Source organism: Streptomyces sp. SID13666 (assembly GCF_010548325.1).
Classification (GTDB): Bacteria; Actinomycetota; Actinomycetes; order Streptomycetales; family Streptomycetaceae; genus Actinacidiphila; species Actinacidiphila fildesensis.
Window position 1 is genome coordinate 176,317 of the sequence record NZ_JAAGLX010000009.1, and the last position, 14,276, is coordinate 190,592.

The 14,276-nt window shown below is 70.5% G+C and carries 14 protein-coding genes; 5 read left to right on the forward strand and 9 right to left on the reverse strand.

The features are described from left to right. Nucleotides 1-73: 73 nt before the first annotated feature. From G3I60_RS15550 to G3I60_RS15570, 5 genes are all read right to left on the reverse strand, one after another. Nucleotides 74-1,336, reverse strand: a complete 1,263-nt coding sequence (locus tag G3I60_RS15550) for a beta-ketoacyl synthase (RefSeq protein ID WP_138356759.1) — start codon at nucleotides 1,334-1,336, stop codon at nucleotides 74-76. 59 nt (nucleotides 1,337-1,395) lie between these two features. After that, the gene (locus G3I60_RS15555; RefSeq protein WP_138356760.1) at nucleotides 1,396-1,644 is read right to left on the reverse strand and encodes an acyl carrier protein; all 249 of its coding nucleotides are present in this window, start codon (nucleotides 1,642-1,644) and stop codon (nucleotides 1,396-1,398) included. A 68-nt stretch (nucleotides 1,645-1,712) separates the two neighbouring features. Further along, the gene (locus G3I60_RS15560) at nucleotides 1,713-2,726 is read right to left on the reverse strand and encodes a ketoacyl-ACP synthase III (protein ID WP_164294046.1); all 1,014 of its coding nucleotides are present in this window, start codon (nucleotides 2,724-2,726) and stop codon (nucleotides 1,713-1,715) included. After that, nucleotides 2,723-3,718 (reverse strand): ACP S-malonyltransferase, encoded by a 996-nt coding sequence (locus tag G3I60_RS15565; RefSeq protein WP_138356762.1) that lies wholly within the window; start codon nucleotides 3,716-3,718, stop codon nucleotides 2,723-2,725. The genes G3I60_RS15560 and G3I60_RS15565 overlap by 4 nt, the downstream gene beginning before the upstream one ends. A gap of 89 nt (nucleotides 3,719-3,807) precedes the next feature. Next, the gene (locus tag G3I60_RS15570; protein ID WP_138356763.1) at nucleotides 3,808-5,004 is read right to left on the reverse strand and encodes a CdaR family transcriptional regulator; all 1,197 of its coding nucleotides are present in this window, start codon (nucleotides 5,002-5,004) and stop codon (nucleotides 3,808-3,810) included. A 71-nt stretch (nucleotides 5,005-5,075) separates the two neighbouring features. Here G3I60_RS15570 and G3I60_RS15575 point away from each other — a divergent pair, with 71 nt between their 5' ends. Next, a complete protein-coding gene (locus G3I60_RS15575; RefSeq protein WP_164294047.1) occupies nucleotides 5,076-5,735 on the forward strand; it encodes a pirin family protein in 660 nt (219 codons plus the stop codon). A gap of 47 nt (nucleotides 5,736-5,782) precedes the next feature. Here G3I60_RS15575 and G3I60_RS15580 read toward each other — a convergent pair whose 3' ends face one another. After that, complete coding sequence (locus G3I60_RS15580) at nucleotides 5,783-6,598, reverse strand: serine hydrolase (RefSeq protein ID WP_164294048.1); 816 nt, start codon at nucleotides 6,596-6,598, stop codon at nucleotides 5,783-5,785. A 78-nt stretch (nucleotides 6,599-6,676) separates the two neighbouring features. On the opposite strand from G3I60_RS15580, the gene G3I60_RS15585 reads away from it, so the two are divergent. Beyond that, nucleotides 6,677-7,153: a MerR family transcriptional regulator gene (locus G3I60_RS15585; protein WP_138356766.1), complete on the forward strand. Its 477-nt coding sequence runs from the start codon at nucleotides 6,677-6,679 to the stop codon at nucleotides 7,151-7,153. 53 nt (nucleotides 7,154-7,206) lie between these two features. Then, nucleotides 7,207-8,211, forward strand: coding sequence for an aldo/keto reductase (locus tag G3I60_RS15590; protein WP_232486049.1), 1,005 nt, complete (start codon nucleotides 7,207-7,209; stop codon nucleotides 8,209-8,211). On the opposite strand, the gene G3I60_RS15595 is transcribed toward G3I60_RS15590, so the two are convergent. Both G3I60_RS15595 and G3I60_RS15600 read right to left on the reverse strand, forming a co-directional pair. Continuing rightward, the gene (locus G3I60_RS15595) at nucleotides 8,189-8,914 is read right to left on the reverse strand and encodes a DUF4429 domain-containing protein (RefSeq protein ID WP_198359017.1); all 726 of its coding nucleotides are present in this window, start codon (nucleotides 8,912-8,914) and stop codon (nucleotides 8,189-8,191) included. The two genes, G3I60_RS15590 and G3I60_RS15595, sit on opposite strands and share 23 nt — an antisense overlap. A 107-nt stretch (nucleotides 8,915-9,021) precedes the next feature. Next, nucleotides 9,022-10,227, reverse strand: coding sequence for an alpha/beta hydrolase (locus tag G3I60_RS15600; protein WP_343241032.1), 1,206 nt, complete (start codon nucleotides 10,225-10,227; stop codon nucleotides 9,022-9,024). A gap of 295 nt (nucleotides 10,228-10,522) precedes the next feature. On the opposite strand from G3I60_RS15600, the gene G3I60_RS15605 reads away from it, so the two are divergent. Continuing rightward, nucleotides 10,523-10,882: a peptidase inhibitor family I36 protein gene (locus G3I60_RS15605; RefSeq protein ID WP_164607217.1), complete on the forward strand. Its 360-nt coding sequence runs from the start codon at nucleotides 10,523-10,525 to the stop codon at nucleotides 10,880-10,882. A gap of 64 nt (nucleotides 10,883-10,946) precedes the next feature. Continuing rightward, nucleotides 10,947-11,204 (forward strand): small hydrophobic protein, encoded by a 258-nt coding sequence (locus G3I60_RS15610; RefSeq protein ID WP_138356770.1) that lies wholly within the window; start codon nucleotides 10,947-10,949, stop codon nucleotides 11,202-11,204. A 96-nt stretch (nucleotides 11,205-11,300) separates the two neighbouring features. On the opposite strand, the gene aceE is transcribed toward G3I60_RS15610, so the two are convergent. Continuing rightward, nucleotides 11,301-14,033, reverse strand: coding sequence for a pyruvate dehydrogenase (acetyl-transferring), homodimeric type (aceE, locus tag G3I60_RS15615; RefSeq protein WP_138356771.1), 2,733 nt, complete (start codon nucleotides 14,031-14,033; stop codon nucleotides 11,301-11,303). Nucleotides 14,034-14,276: the final 243 nt, after the last annotated feature.

Genomic DNA, 14,276 nt, shown 5'->3' on the forward strand with positions numbered 1-14,276 from the left:
GGGCGCCTGACGCGAGAACGGCCTGTTCCCCGGTCGGCGGACCGGGGAACAGGCCGTTTCGGCGCTGTGGCCGTCAGACGGTGCGGAACGCCAGGACGACGTTGTGACCGCCGAAGCCGAACGAGTTGTTGAGGGCGATGACCGGGCCCTCCGGCAGCGGCTTCGCCTCGGTGGAGACCAGCTTCGCGTCGACCTCGTCGTCCAGCTCGACAATGTTGATCGTCGGCGGGGCGAGGCGGTTGTGGAGCGCGAGCACGGTGGCGACGGACTCGATGCCGCCCGCGCCGCCGAGCAGGTGCCCGGTCATCGACTTCGTGGCGGAGATCGCGATGTGGTCCAGCTCGTGGCCCAGCACCTTGGCGAGCGCCTTGACCTCGGCGACGTCACCCTGCGGGGTCGAGGTGGCGTGCGCGTTCAGGTGCATGATCTCGGAGGTGTTCAGACCGGTGGAGGCGATCAGGTGCTCCAGCGCGGCGGAGATGCCGCGGCCGGTCGGCTCGGGCTGGGCGATGTGGTGGCTGTCCGCGGACAGGCCCTGGCCCAGCGCCTCGCAGTAGACCTTGGCGCCGCGCTGCGCGGCGTGCTCGGCCGACTCCAGGACGATGACGCCCGCGCCCTCACCGAGGACGAAGCCGTCACGGCCCTTGTCGTACGGGCGCGAAGCGCCGTGCGGGTCGTCGTTGTTCTTCGACATCGCCATCATGTTGGCGAAGGCGACGATCGGCAGCGGGTGGATGGCCGCCTCGGTGCCGCCCGCGACGACCACATCGGCGCGGCCGGTGCGGATCATCTCGATGGCGTAGCCGACCGCTTCCGCGCCGGAGGCGCACGCGCTCACCAACGAGTGAACGCCGGCCCGCGCGTTGACCTCGAGGCCGACGTTGGCGGACGGGCTGTTCGGCATGAGCATGGGAACGGTGTGCGGGGAGACCTTGCGGACGCCCTGCTCCTTGAGCACGTCGTACTGGCCCAGCAGCGTCGTGACGCCGCCGATGCCGGAGGCGACGACGGTGCCGAGCCGGTCCGGGTCGATCGAGGAGTCCTCGCCGGCCTTGGCGGTGAAGCCCGCGTCGGCCCACGCCTCACGGGCCGCGATCACCGCGAACTGCGCCGAGCGGTCCAGCTTGCGCAGCAGCGGGCGCGGCAGGATCTCCGACGGTTCGACGGCGATCTGACCGGCGATGCGGACCGGCAGCTCAGCTGCCCAGTCCTGCTCCAGGGCGCTGATACCGGAACGTCCGGCGACCAGGCCTTCCCAGGTCGACGCGCTGTCGCCACCCAGCGGTGTGGTTGCGCCGATACCGGTGACGACCACGGTGCGATTGGTCGAGTTCACAGGAATGTCTCTCCACGTATAGAAGGGCGGGCGACAGACACGTCGTCCCAGGGGGTATGTCAGGCCTGGTTCTTGAGGATGTAGTCGACGGCGTCGCCGACGGTCTTCAGGTCCTTGACGGCGTCGTCCGGGATCTTGGTCTCGAAACGCTCTTCAGCGGCCACGACGACCTCGACCATGGACAGGGAGTCGACGTCCAGGTCGTCGGTGAAGGACTTCTCCGTCTGGACGTCCTCGACCGGGATGCCGGCGATCTCGTTGACGATCTCGGCGAGGCCTTCGAGGATCTCTGCCTGGGTGGCGGCCATTACGGCGCTCCTTATGTGTTGCGGGGGAGTGCGGCGTGCGGGACTGCGGCGCCGCGAAGGGGTTGTGACTAGGGGAGAGTAACCACAGTTGCGGCGTACACGAGACCCGCCCCGAAGCCGATGAGCAGGGCGGTGTCGCCGCTCTTGGCCTGGCCGGTGGCCAGCAGCCGCTCCATCGCCAGCGGGATGGAGGCCGACGAGGTGTTGCCGGTGGTCTCGATGTCGCGGGCGATCGCGACATGCTCCGGCAGCTTCAGTGCCTTGATCATCGAGTCGATGATGCGCATGTTCGCCTGGTGCGGGATGAACACGTCGAGCTGTTCCGCGGTGATCCCGGCGGCGTCCAGCGCCTGCTGGGCCACCTTGGCCATCTCGAAGACCGCCCAGCGGAAGACCGTCTGGCCCTCCTGGCGCAGCGCCGGGAACTTCCCCGTCTCCGGCTGGCCGCCGGCGCGGAAGACCTCCCACGAGTCGGTCTGGGCGATCACATCGGACTTGTCGCCCTCCGAGCCCCAGATCGAGGGGCCGATGGCGGGCACGTCGGACGGGCCGACCACGACCGCGCCGGCGCCGTCGCCGAAGAGGAAGGCGGTCGCCCGGTCGGTCAGGTCGGTCAGGTCGCTCAGCCGCTCGACCCCGATCACCAGCACGTTCTTGGCGCTGCCGTCGGTGACCATGCCCTTGGCGAGCGTCAGCCCGTAGGCGAAGCCGGCGCAGGCCGCGGAGATGTCGAACGCGGCGGCCTTGCCCGCGCCGAGCCGGAACGCGATCTCGGTCGCGATCGCCGGGGTCTGCTTGAAGTGCGAGACGGTCGCGACGATCACCGCGCCGATGTCCTCGGCCGACAGGCCCGCGTCCGCGAGCGCCTTGCCCGAGGCCTCGATCGACATCTCGGCGACGGTCTCCGACTCGTTCGCCCAGTGGCGCGTGGAGATGCCGGAGCGGGAGCGGATCCACTCGTCGCTGGAGTCGATCGTCTCCAGGATCACCTCGTTGGGGACCACCCGGGTCGGCCGGTAGCCGCCGACCCCGCGAATCCGCGCGTACGGGGCACCCTGGCTGGGCTGGATCTTCGCCGTCATGTCTGGGGTGACTCCTCTTCGGCCGCGGGATGGATGAGCGGCAGGGACGCGCCGCCGGCGTCCGGGTCGCCGTGCTCGGCGACGATCGCGCGAGCCGCGTCGATGTCGTCCGGGGTCTTCAGGGCCAGCGTCTTGACGCCCGGCAGCGCGCGCTTGGCCAGGCCGACCAGCGTGCCGGCCGGCGCCATCTCGATGATGGCGGTGACGCCGAGCTCCTTGAACGTCTCCATGCACAGGTCCCAGCGGACCGGGTTGGAGACCTGCTGGACCAGCCGGCGGACGATCTCGTCGCCACTGCCGACGACCTGGCCGTCGGCGTTCGACACATAGCGGATACCCGGATCGTGCACGGTCACACCGGGCACGAGGGCCTCCAGCGCGGACACCGCGGGAGCCATGTGGTGGGTGTGGAACGCGCCGGCCACCTTCAGGGCGATGACGCGGGCCTTCTCGGGCTTGTCCTCGGCGAGCGCGGCCAGCTGCTCCGCGGTACCGGCGGCGACGATCTGTCCGCCGCCGTTGATGTTCGCCGGGGTCAGGCCGAGCTTCTCCAGGTGCGCGAGGACCTCTTCGGGGTCGCCGCCGAGCACCGCGGACATGCCGGTGGTGGTGACGGCCGCGGCCTTGGCCATGGCCAGTCCGCGCTGTCGCACCAGGGCCATCGCCGATTCCGCGGTGATCACCCCGGCACCGGCGGCGGCGGTGATCTCACCGACGCTGTGTCCGGCGACCGCGCCGACCGCGCGCCGGCCGTCGGCCGGGTGCGGGAACAGCGACAGGGCCGAGACCAGTCCGGCGGCCACCAGCAGCGGCTGGGCCACGGCGGTGTCGCGGATCTCGTCCGCGTCGGCCTTCGTGCCGTAGTGGACAAGGTCGAGCCCCGCCACCGCGGACCACCAGTGAAGGCGGTCGGCGACGCCGGGAAGGTCGAGCCAAGGAGTCAGGAAGCCGGGCGTCTGGGCACCCTGGCCGGGAGCGACGAGTACGAGCACGTACACACTCTCTCTCGCGGGCGGGTCTCACCGCCCGTGGGGACAGGGACGAAGAACTGCTGGACGATTTGTTGGTGTCCAACAAAAACTCAGGGTGATTGATCGGCGGCGGACAGTCGTCCCAGGATGAGGGCGATGCGCAGCGTGAACGCCGAACGTACGTCGGAGGGCGACCATCCGGTGACATCCGTCACACGTCGCAGCCGGTAGCGGACGGTGTTTGGGTGAACGAACAACATCCGCGCGGCCCCTTCGAGCGACGAGGCCTGTTCGAGGTAGACACTCAGCGTTTCGAGGAGCGCGGAGCCCGCTTCCTCCAGCGGTCTGTAGATCTCCTCCACCAGCTGTTCACGCGCGTAACGGTCGCCGGCCATCGCACGCTCGGGCAGCAGGTCGTCCGAGACGACCGGCCGGGGCGCGTCCGGCCAGGCGGCGCACGCCTTGAGACCGGCGGCGGCGGCCTGTGCGGAACGGGTGGCGGACAGCAGGTCCCCGACGACCGGTCCGGCCACCACGGGGCCCGCCGCGAACGGGGCGATCAGTGATTTCGCGACCTTGAGCGGCTCGCCCTCACCGCCCGCGATCACCACCAGCCGCTCACCGAGCACCCCGGTGAGCACCTGCAGCTTCGCGTGCCGAGCGGCCCGCCTGATGGCCTCCACCGTCAGCTCGCTGTCGCCGTTCGGCGCGGTCCCGAGCACCACCACGATCTTGTCGGGCGAACTCCAGCCCAACGCCGCCGCGCGCGACAGCACCCCCTCGTCCGCCTCACCGGACAGCACCGCGTTGACGACCAGCGACTCCAGGCGCGCGTCCCACGCGCCCCGGGCCTCGGCCGCCTGCGCGTACACCTGGGCGGTGGCGAACGCGATCTCCCGGGCGTAGACCAGCAGCGCCTCGCGCAGCACGGACTCGTCACCGGGCGCCGCCACCTCGTCGATGGCCGCTTCCATCACCTCGATGGTGGTGCGCACCATCTCCACGGTCTGCCGCAGCGAGATCGCCCGGGTCAGCTCCCTGGGCGCGGTCCCGAACACATCCGTGCTGATCGCCTGCGGCGCCTCGGGATGCCGGAACCACTCGGTGAACGCCGCGATGCCCGCCTGCGCCACCAGCCCGATCCAGGACCGGTTCTCCGGTGGCATCGCCCGGTACCACGGCAGCTGCTCATCCATCCGGGCGATGGCGTTCGCCGCGAGCCGGCCGGACGACTTCTCCAGTCGGCGCAGCGTCGCGGCGTGCTCAGCGCGGACGGGCTTTTTCGGGGGCTGCGGAGTGTCGGGCACGGGACAAGACTGCCTTATCCCCGGGGGCGCACGGCGCCGGGGTGCGCGCCGGTCGCTTGTACGGTGGCGGAATGATCGACGTTCGGCGCGGTGCGCAGCGGTACGCCGGGGGTGATCCCGCCGCGGGGATCGAGACCCTGCACGCGTTCTCGTTCGGCTCCCACTACGACCCCGGCAACCTGCGCTTCGGGCCGCTGATGGCGTGCAACGAGGAGCGGCTGGCGCCCGGCGCCGGCTTCGCGGAGCACCCGCACGGGGGAGTCGAGATCGTGACGTGGGTGATCGAGGGCGAGCTGGGGCACCGGGACTCCGCGGGCCACGAGACCGTGGTGCGGGCCGGCGAGGCACAGCTGCTCAGCGCCGGCGACGGCGTCCGCCACGTCGAACGCAACGCCGGGGAGAGCCCGCTGAGGTTCCTTCAGATGTGGCTGGAGCCCGCGGTGTTCGGCGGCGGCCCGCGCTACGGCGTCGAACACGGCACGCCCTTCGTCCCGTTCCGGCAGCCGCACGCGGCACTGTCCGTCGGCCGCGGCCCGGGCGAACTGCCGGCCGCGCCCTTCGTCTACGTGCACGTGGTGCGCGGCAGCGTCCGGCTGGGCGACGAGACCCTCGAAGCGGGCGACGCGGCGCGCATCACCGACGAGGAGGGGCTTCTGGTGCAGGCGGCGGCGGGCCCGGTGGAGTACCTCGTCTGGGAGATGCGTCCGGTGCCGCGCGACCCGGCGGACTAGGGCGCGTGCCAGGCGTCGTGGGCCAGGCGGGACTTTCGCGACACGCCCTAGGCCCGCAGCTCCGCGAGGACCGCGTCCGTCAGCGCCGGCCACAGCGGGACCGCCCATTCGCCCCAGGCGCGGTCGGTGAGGCAGACGCACGCGGCGCCCGCGTCCGGGTCGACCCACAGGAAGGTCCCGGTCTGGCCGAAGTGCCCGAAGGTGCGCGGGCTGGAGGCGGGGCCGGTCCAGTGCGGGGTCTTGGAGTCCCGGATCTCGAAGCCGAGCCCCCAGTCGTTGGGGTTCTGGTGGCCGTAGCCGGGCAGCACGCCCTTGAGGCCGGGGAAGACGACGGACGTCGCCTCGTCGAGGGTCGACGGGTGCAGGATGCGCGGCGCCTGCAGTTCGGCGGCGAAGCGGACGAGGTCCTCGACGGTGGAGACACCGTCGGCGGCGGCCGAGCCGGGCAGCGTGGTGGCGGTCATCCCCAGCGGCTCCAGGACGGCTTGGCGCAGGTACTCGGGGAACGGGATGCCGGTGGCCTTGGCGATGTGGTCGGCGAGCACCTCGAACCCGGCGTTGGAGTAGAGCCGGCGGTCACCGGGCGGCGCCATGACGCGGTGCTGGTCGAAGGCCAGCCCCGAGGTGTGGGAGAGCAGATGGCGCACCGTCGAGCCCTCGGGGCCCGCCGGGTCGTCGAGCTCGAAGACGCCCTCCTCGCAGGCGACCAGCGCCGCGTAGGCCGTCAGCGGCTTGGTGACGGACGCGAGCCGGAACGGCTCACCGACCGGGCCGTGGGTCCCGGCCACCGTGCCGTCCCGGCGGACGACGGCCGCGGCCGCCGTGGGGACGGGCCAGTTCCGGATCTCACGCAAGCTCTCCATGGGGCGAGCGTAACGCGGCCGGAAAAGATCTCCTGAGGCGCTTGCTTCGAGTGCACTCCAAGTCCGTAGCGTAGGGGCATGACCGTAACGCAGGTGGCTGTGACGAAGGTGGCGAGGACCAGGGCCGGCCGGATCGCCAGCTGTGACGACCAGGCCTCGATTCTGCGGCCCGACGGGCAGGACCAGTACACGATCAGCGAAGTGGTCACGGTGACCGGGCTGAGCGCGCACACCCTGCGCTGGTACGAGCGGATCGGACTGATGCCGCACGTCGACCGCTCCCACACCGGGCAGCGCCGCTACACCAACCGCGATCTGCACTGGCTGGCCTTCGTCGGCAAGCTCCGGCTGACCGGGATGCCGGTCGCGGACATGGTCAGGTACGCGGAGATGGTGCGCGAGGGCGAGCAGACCTTCGCCGCGCGGCAGGAGCTGCTCGTGGCGCACCGTGAGGACGTGCACCGGCGGATCGCCGAGCTGCAGGACACCCTCGCGGTACTGGACTACAAGATCGACATGTATGGGGGCGCCCAGCGGGCGCCGGAGAGGGTCTGACCCTGATGAGCGACAACGCGAGCACCGAGAACGGCACGGAAGCCGGCACGGAAATGATCGACACCGTACGGCTGGGCACGGACGGACCGCTGGTCGGCGTCCAGGGCCTGGGCTGCATGGGCATGAGCGAGTTCTACGGCGAGACCGACGTGGACGCGGCGCGGGCGACGCTGGAAGCGGCCCTCGAGGCGGGCGTCACGCTCTTCGACACCGCCGACGCCTACGGCTCGGGGGCGAACGAGGAGTTCCTCGCCCCGTTCGTGAAGGCGCACCGGGACGGGATCACGCTGGCGACCAAGTTCGCCATAGAGCGCAGGGCGGACGACGCGACGTACCGCGGCGTCCGCAACGACCGGGCGTACATCCGGCAGGCCGTCGAGGGCAGCCTGCGCCGGCTGGGCACGGACGTCATCGACCTCTACTACATGCACCGCCGTGACCCGGGCGTCCCGTTCGCGGAGTCCGTCGGCGCGATGGCCGAGCTGGTCGCGGAGGGCAAGGTCCGGTACCTGGGTCTGTCCGAGGTGACGGGCGCGGAGCTGCGCGAGGCGCACGCCGTGCACCCGATCGCCGCGCTGCAGTCCGAGTGGTCGCTGTTCAGCCGGGATGTGGAACGCAGCGCGGTACCGGCCGCCGCCGAGCTGGGCGTGGCCTTCGTGCCGTACTCACCGCTGGGCCGGGGCTTCCTGACCGGCTCGTTCCTGGACGCCACGACGGATCTGAGCGGTGGCGACTACCGGCAGCACCAGCCCCGGTTCACCGGTGAGAACGCCAAGCGGAACGCGGATCTGCTGGACCCGGTCCGCAAGGCCGCCAAGGCGCACGGGGCGACGCTCGGCCAGATCGCGCTCGCCTGGGTGCAGCAGCGGGCCCAGGTGCACCAGCTGACGGTGGTGCCGATCCCGGGCACCCGCAAGGTCAGCCGCGTGCTGGAGAACACCGGGGCGACCCGGATCACTCTCGACCGGATCGAGCTGGAGTGGCTGGAACCGATCGCCGAGCACGTCGCGGGCGACCGCTACCCGGACATGAGCTCTACTTCCGCCGCGCGCGAGTAGCCGTCTGCACGGCGGCCAGCACGGACGCGGCGAACGGCAGCGATTCATGGACCTGCCCGTAGCCGAGCCCGAAGACCACCGCGGCCGGGTTCTGGTCGGGGTCGCCGGGGTGTTCGGTGTCGTCGTTCGGCCGCAGCCGCAGATAGCCGTGCAGCAGCTCGGGGGAGCGCCAGTCGACCCCGCTCAGGCCGGCGACCGGGAAGTGCTGGTCGCCGGCCTTCCACTTGGCGGTCGAGGCGCCCGTCCAGAACCAGCGGAAGGACACCGTGCGGCCGTCGAAGGCGGCCCTGGCGTCGTACGCCTTGAACGACTGCGGCCCGGTGGGCGCGGCGACCAGGAAGCGGTCGGCCGGTTCGCCGGTGTCGTTGTCGGAGACCGCGACCCGTAGCTCGTCCGTGTAGTACTCGGCGAGGGTCTCGCGGTCGGCCGGCAGCACCAGCCGGTAGGGGTCCGCGGAGTCCTTCAGCTGCCCGCCCGCCGCTTCCATCAGGGGATCGGCGCCAGGCCGGGGCAGGGCGCGCAGCACGACCGTGCCGCGCTTGCCGGGAACGAGCTCGACGCCGGTCAGCGCGGCGTACGGGATCCGGCGCTCGCCGAGCGTCTGGAGCAGCTTCGAATTGCGCACCCCGCGCTCGTACCGGATGACCACGGCATCCGTGTCGAACTCCCACACGGCGTTGGATCCGGCCAAAACGTCACCCATGTGGCTCATCGTAGGGCCGAATGTGGGATCAACTGCCGAACCGGCCGCAAAAACGCGCGTGGGGTGGTTCCGGGCGCCAGGCCCGGAACCACCCCTGCGACTCCGGCTCAGCCCTGGCCGAGGCCCGACGCGCAGTCCTCGCGGTTCGGCGCACACTGCACCGCGCCGTACTGGCCGAGGGCGATGTCGGTGAAGTTCGCCAGGCTCTCGGTGTCGGGAGCGAAGTAGCCGGGGTGCCCCAGTGCGCCCTCGGTACCGACCACACGGGCCCCGAAGGACGCCGAGACCGGGTCGGCGCCATGCCCGAGGCCGGCGATCTCCAGGTGCGGCACCTCGCCGATCCAGTCGCTCGGATCGCGGGCGGCCCACACATTGGCGGAAGTGTGCAGCTGCGCGGCGCGGCTCACCCGCATCCCGGGGCTGCCGAAGACGGTGATGTCGGAGATCTTGTCCGACGGCAGGCCGGGAGCGGCCACACCGCACAGCACCGAGCCGTAGGAGTGGCAGAACAGCGAGATGCGCGCGGTGGACGGCAGCGCCTCGACCAGCGAGTTCAGCCGGACCGCGCCGTTCTCCGCCAGCTCGCCGGTGGAGGCGTCGAGACCGACACCCGACGGCGTCGTGTAGTTCGCCCAGGCGATCACCGCGGTGTGCGCGGACGGGTCCTGGGCGCGTTCGGCCGAGTACAGGGCGCGCGCCATGCCGACCGGGGCCGCGTACGACTTCGCGGTGCGTTCGAACGTGCTGATGTCGGTGTCCACACCCGGCACGACCACGGCCACCCGGTCGGCGGTACCGAGATCACCGAAGACCTCGGCGGCCCGGCCGGCTCCGGTCGGGTCGAAGGCGAGGATCTGCCGGCCGTCGCTCAGCAGCGAGGCGTAGCGGTGGGCGCGCTTGTCCGCGTCCTTGCGGCCTGCCGGTGTGAGCAGCGAGCTGTGCGAGCGGGCGATCTCCGTGACGCGCGTCTGGGCGAGCGCCACCCGGTTGGCGAGATAGCGCACGCTCACCGGCGCGCCGTCCAGGTTGCCGACGACGAGCGGGTAGCGGTTGGCGAGCTGCCGGGTCTGGCCCGCGGTCAGCGTCGCGAAGAAGTGCGCTATCGAGTCGGCACCGGCCGAGGCGCTGGGCAGCTTGTGCCCGGCCACCGAGCCGTGCAGCCACGACACCAGTGCCGCCGCCCGCGGATCCTCGGCGCCCTTGTGCGGCCGGATGGCGGTCCAGCCGGTGGTCGCGAGCATGACGAAGATGACGGCCAGGGCCAGCAGGGCCCGGATGGACGTTGCATTGAAGCGCTCATCGAATGGGGTCACTCAGTATTGCCTCGCGAAATCGTCCCGGACGCGCACGCCGGCCCGGTCCGTCGGCAGAAGGTGCGCGGGGGGTGTGGTGGCCCCTCGGAGGTTTGCGGTATCTCCGCCAGCGTAGAAGACGCAGGGCCATGCCTGAGCCAAGGGTGACTCAAGTCACGTTTCGAAAGTGACTGTACGGGCCAAGCGACTGGGGCGGCCGTTACCGGTGGGGCGGGCCGTGCGCAATCCCCCTATCAGGGGGAACGTGCCCGGCCGCTCTTGTGGGCGCCGCGCCGGCCGCACCAGCCTGAGCCGCATGAACACGATCCTCACCGCCGCCGCCCTGGTGGCCGCGCTGCTGCCCGTCACCGCCCTCGCCCCGGCCTCCGCCGCGTCCTCAGGGGCCTGCGATCCGGGCCAGCTGTGCCTGTGGGGCAAGGCCGGCTACAGCAGCGCCCGGCAGGCCCATGAACTCGCCGACACCGGCATCGACAACTGCGTGCCGCTCCCCGCGGGCACCCCCGCCCGCTCCTTCGTCAACCGGATCGGCCGGCCGGTCACCACCTACCAGAGCGCGGAGTGCGCCACCGAGGCCGAGTTCGACACCTATCCGACGGGTACCTGGGTGCCCGAATCCCGTTACACCGTCCGGGCGTTCAAGGTCTGGGAGAACTGACACCGCATGGGCGGCCGGGGGCGGGGAACACGAACGGCGAGCCCCGAAACCTTACGGAGGGACGATGGCCACCCGAACCCGCACCCGTACCCGTATGCGTTCCCGCAGCCGGTCCGACATCGGAACGATCGCCGTCGTCGGCGCCGTCTGCGCCGTCGTCGGCTTCTTCGTCCTGGGGATCGTCCTCGGACCCCTCGCGATCATCTTCGGCTGGCTCGCCATGGGCCGCAGCTGGCGTGGCGCGAAGTCGATCCCCGCGGTCGTCGCCGTCGTCCTCGGCGCCTTCGACACCGTCGTCGCCGTCCTCTGGCTGGCGCAGTAGCCGGTCCGGCAGCCGAACGAAAACGCCGGGCCCGCACCACGGAAAGTGGTGCGGGCCCGGCGTTCGAAACGTGAGACGTACCGCCTCGGGGCTATCTCAGGCGTCGCCGCCCGCGGCGCCGGGGTCGGCCGCCGAGACGTCGAGCAGCTGGTAGCGGTCCACGGCCTGCTTCAGCACCGAACGGTCGACCTTGCCGTCACGGGCGAGCTCGGTGAGCACCGCCAGGACGATCGACTGGGCGTCGATGTGGAAGAAGCGACGGGCCGCGCCACGGGTGTCGGCGAAACCGAACCCGTCGGCACCCAGCGACTGGTACGTGCCCGGCACCCAGCGCGAGATCTGGTCCGGCACCGCGCGCATCCAGTCCGAGACCGCCACGAACGGGCCCTGCACACCGGCGAGCTTGCTCGTGATGTACGGGACGCGCTGCTCCTCCTCGGGGTGGAGCAGATTGTGCTCCTCCACCGCGATGGCGTCACGACGCAGCTCGTTCCACGAGGTGGCCGACCAGACGTCCGCCTTGACGCCCCAGTCCGCCGCGAGGATCCGCTGCGCCTCGACGGCCCACGGAACCGCCACACCCGACGCCAGGATCTGCGCCGGAACGGTGCCCTCGGTGCCCTCCGCGTACCGGTACAGGCCCTTGAGGATGCCTTCGGCGTCCACATCGGCCGGCTCGGCCGGGTGCTGGATCGGCTCGTTGTAGACGGTCAGGTAGTAGAAGACGTCCTCGGCGTTCTCGCCGTACATCCTCTTCAGACCGTCCTGCACGATGTGCGCGATCTCGAAGCCGAACGCCGGGTCGTACGCGACGACGGCCGGGTTGGTCGAGGCGAGCAGCTGCGAATGGCCGTCCGCGTGCTGCAGGCCTTCACCCGTAAGGGTGGTCCGGCCCGCGGTCGCGCCGAGCACGAAACCACGCGCCAGCTGGTCCGCCATCTGCCAGAACTGGTCACCGGTGCGCTGGAACCCGAACATCGAGTAGAAGACGTAGACCGGGATCAGCGGCTCGCCGTGCGTGGCGTAGGCCGAGCCCGCCGCGATCAGCGAGGCCGTACAGCCCGCCTCGGAGATGCCGTCGTGCAGCATCTGGCCGGTCGGCGACTCCTTGTACGCGAGAAGCAGATCGCGGTCGACCGCCTCGTACTGCTGGCCCAGCGGGTTGTAGATCTTCGCCGACGGGAAGAACGCGTCCATACCGAAGGTGCGGTACTCGTCCGGGGCGATCAGCACGAAACGCTTGCCGATCTCCTTGTCCCGCATGAGCTCCTTGAGGATGCGGACGAACGCCATGGTGGTGGCGATCGACTGCTGACCGGAGCCCTTCTTGGCCGGCGCGTACGCCTTCTCGTCCGGCAGCGGCAGCGGCTTCGCGCGCACCACACGGGTCGGCACATAGCCACCGCACGCCTTGCGGTGGTCGTGCATGTACTGGATCTCTTCGGAGTCGCGACCCGGGTGGTAGTACGGCGGGTAGCCCTCGTCGAGCTGCTTGTCCGTGATCGGGATGTGCAACCGGTCGCGGAAGCGCTTGAGGTCCTCGGTCGTGAGCTTCTTCATCTGGTGGGTCGCGTTGCGGCCCTCGAAGTTCGGACCGAGCGTCCAGCCCTTGATGGTCTGGGCGAGGATCACCGTCGGCTGGCCCTTGTGGGCCTTGGCCGCCGCGTACGCCGCGTAGACCTTCTTGTGGTCGTGACCACCACGGCCGAGGTGCAGGATCTGCTCGTCGGTCATGCCTTCGACCATCTTGCGCAGCCGCTGGTCGTCACCGAAGAAGTGCTCACGGATGTAGCCGCCGGTCTCGGTGGCGTACGTCTGGAACTGTCCGTCCGGCGTGGTGTTCATCTTGTTGACCAGGATGCCGTCGCGGTCCTGGGCGAGCAGCGGGTCCCAGCTGCGGTCCCAGACCAGCTTGATGACGTTCCAGCCGGCGCCGCGGAACTGCGACTCCAGCTCCTGGATGATCTTGCCGTTGCCGCGCACCGGCCCGTCGAGGCGCTGCAGGTTGCAGTTGACGACGAAGGTCAGGTTGTCCAGACCCTCACGGGCGGCGATCGACAGCTGGCCGAGCGACTCCGGCTCGTCCATCTCCCCGTCGCCGAGGTACGCCCATACGTGCGACTTGGAGGTGTCGGCGATGCCGCGCGCCTCCATGTAGCGGTTCATCCGCGCCTGGTAGATCGCGCCGAGCGGGCCGAGGCCCATCGAGACGGTCGGGAACTCCCAGAAGTCCGGCATGAGCCGGGGGTGCGGGTAGCTGGACAGGCCGTACGGGGCCTTCGACTTCTCCTGGCGGAACGCGTCGAGCTGCTGCTCGGAGAGCCGGTCCAGAAGGAAGGCGCGGGCGTAGATACCCGGGGAGGCGTGGCCCTGGAAGAAGATCTGGTCGCCGCCGTCGCCCTCGTCCTTGCCCCGGAAGAAGTGGTTGAAGCCCACGTCGTAGAGGGAGGCGGAGGAGGCGAAGGTGGCGATGTGGCCGCCGACGCCGATACCCGGGCGCTGTGCGCGCGACACCATGACCGCCGCATTCCAGCGGGTCGCGTTCAGGACCTTCCGCTCGATCTCCTCGTTGCCGGGGAAGAACGGCTCGTCCTTGGTCGCGATGGTGTTGATGTAGTCCGTGCTGCGCATCTCGGGCACCGCGACACGCTTCTCGCGGGCGCGCTCGATGAGGCGGAGCATGAGGTAGCGGGCACGCTCACGGCCGCGTTCGTCGATAGCCGCGTCGAGCGAGTCGAGCCATTCCGCCGTTTCCTCGGGATCAAAGTCCGGGACCTGGCTGGGAAGGCCGCCAATGATGATCGGGTTGCGATCGGATCCGGAAGCCACGCTGTTCCTTCGCTACTAGGTCTTGCTCTGCTGGGTCGCGCCGCCTCCATCGTGTACCGCGTCGCCAGAAACGTCATCTCTACTGAGCGGTAACTGCCACTCCGTGAGACGGAGAGGTGCGCAGCGAAGCAGGCCTACGAGAGGCCAAATCAGAACTCTACGCCCACTCGGACGTACGACCGACCCCAGACTTCATTCGTGCACAACCCCGGCAAACCGGCGTGATCTGCGTCACGATTGGAC

Bases quoted from the DNA above. Each gene is read 5' to 3' on its own strand.
- G3I60_RS15595 (WP_198359017.1), bottom strand. From the start codon at position 8,914: ATGGGTGACGTTTTGGCCGGATCCAACGCCGTGTGGGAGTTCGACACG.
- G3I60_RS15580 (WP_164294048.1), bottom strand. From the start codon at position 6,598: ATGGAGAGCTTGCGTGAGATCCGGAACTGGCCCGTCCCCACGGCGGCC.
- G3I60_RS15590 (WP_232486049.1), top strand. From the start codon at position 7,207: ATGATCGACACCGTACGGCTGGGCACGGACGGACCGCTGGTCGGCGTC.
- G3I60_RS15585 (WP_138356766.1), top strand. From the start codon at position 6,677: ATGACCGTAACGCAGGTGGCTGTGACGAAGGTGGCGAGGACCAGGGCC.
- G3I60_RS15610 (WP_138356770.1), top strand. From the start codon at position 10,947: ATGGCCACCCGAACCCGCACCCGTACCCGTATGCGTTCCCGCAGCCGG.
- G3I60_RS15605 (WP_164607217.1), top strand. From the start codon at position 10,523: ATGAACACGATCCTCACCGCCGCCGCCCTGGTGGCCGCGCTGCTGCCC.
- G3I60_RS15555 (WP_138356760.1), bottom strand. From the start codon at position 1,644: ATGGCCGCCACCCAGGCAGAGATCCTCGAAGGCCTCGCCGAGATCGTC.
- G3I60_RS15575 (WP_164294047.1), top strand. From the start codon at position 5,076: ATGATCGACGTTCGGCGCGGTGCGCAGCGGTACGCCGGGGGTGATCCC.
- G3I60_RS15560 (WP_164294046.1), bottom strand. From the start codon at position 2,726: ATGACGGCGAAGATCCAGCCCAGCCAGGGTGCCCCGTACGCGCGGATT.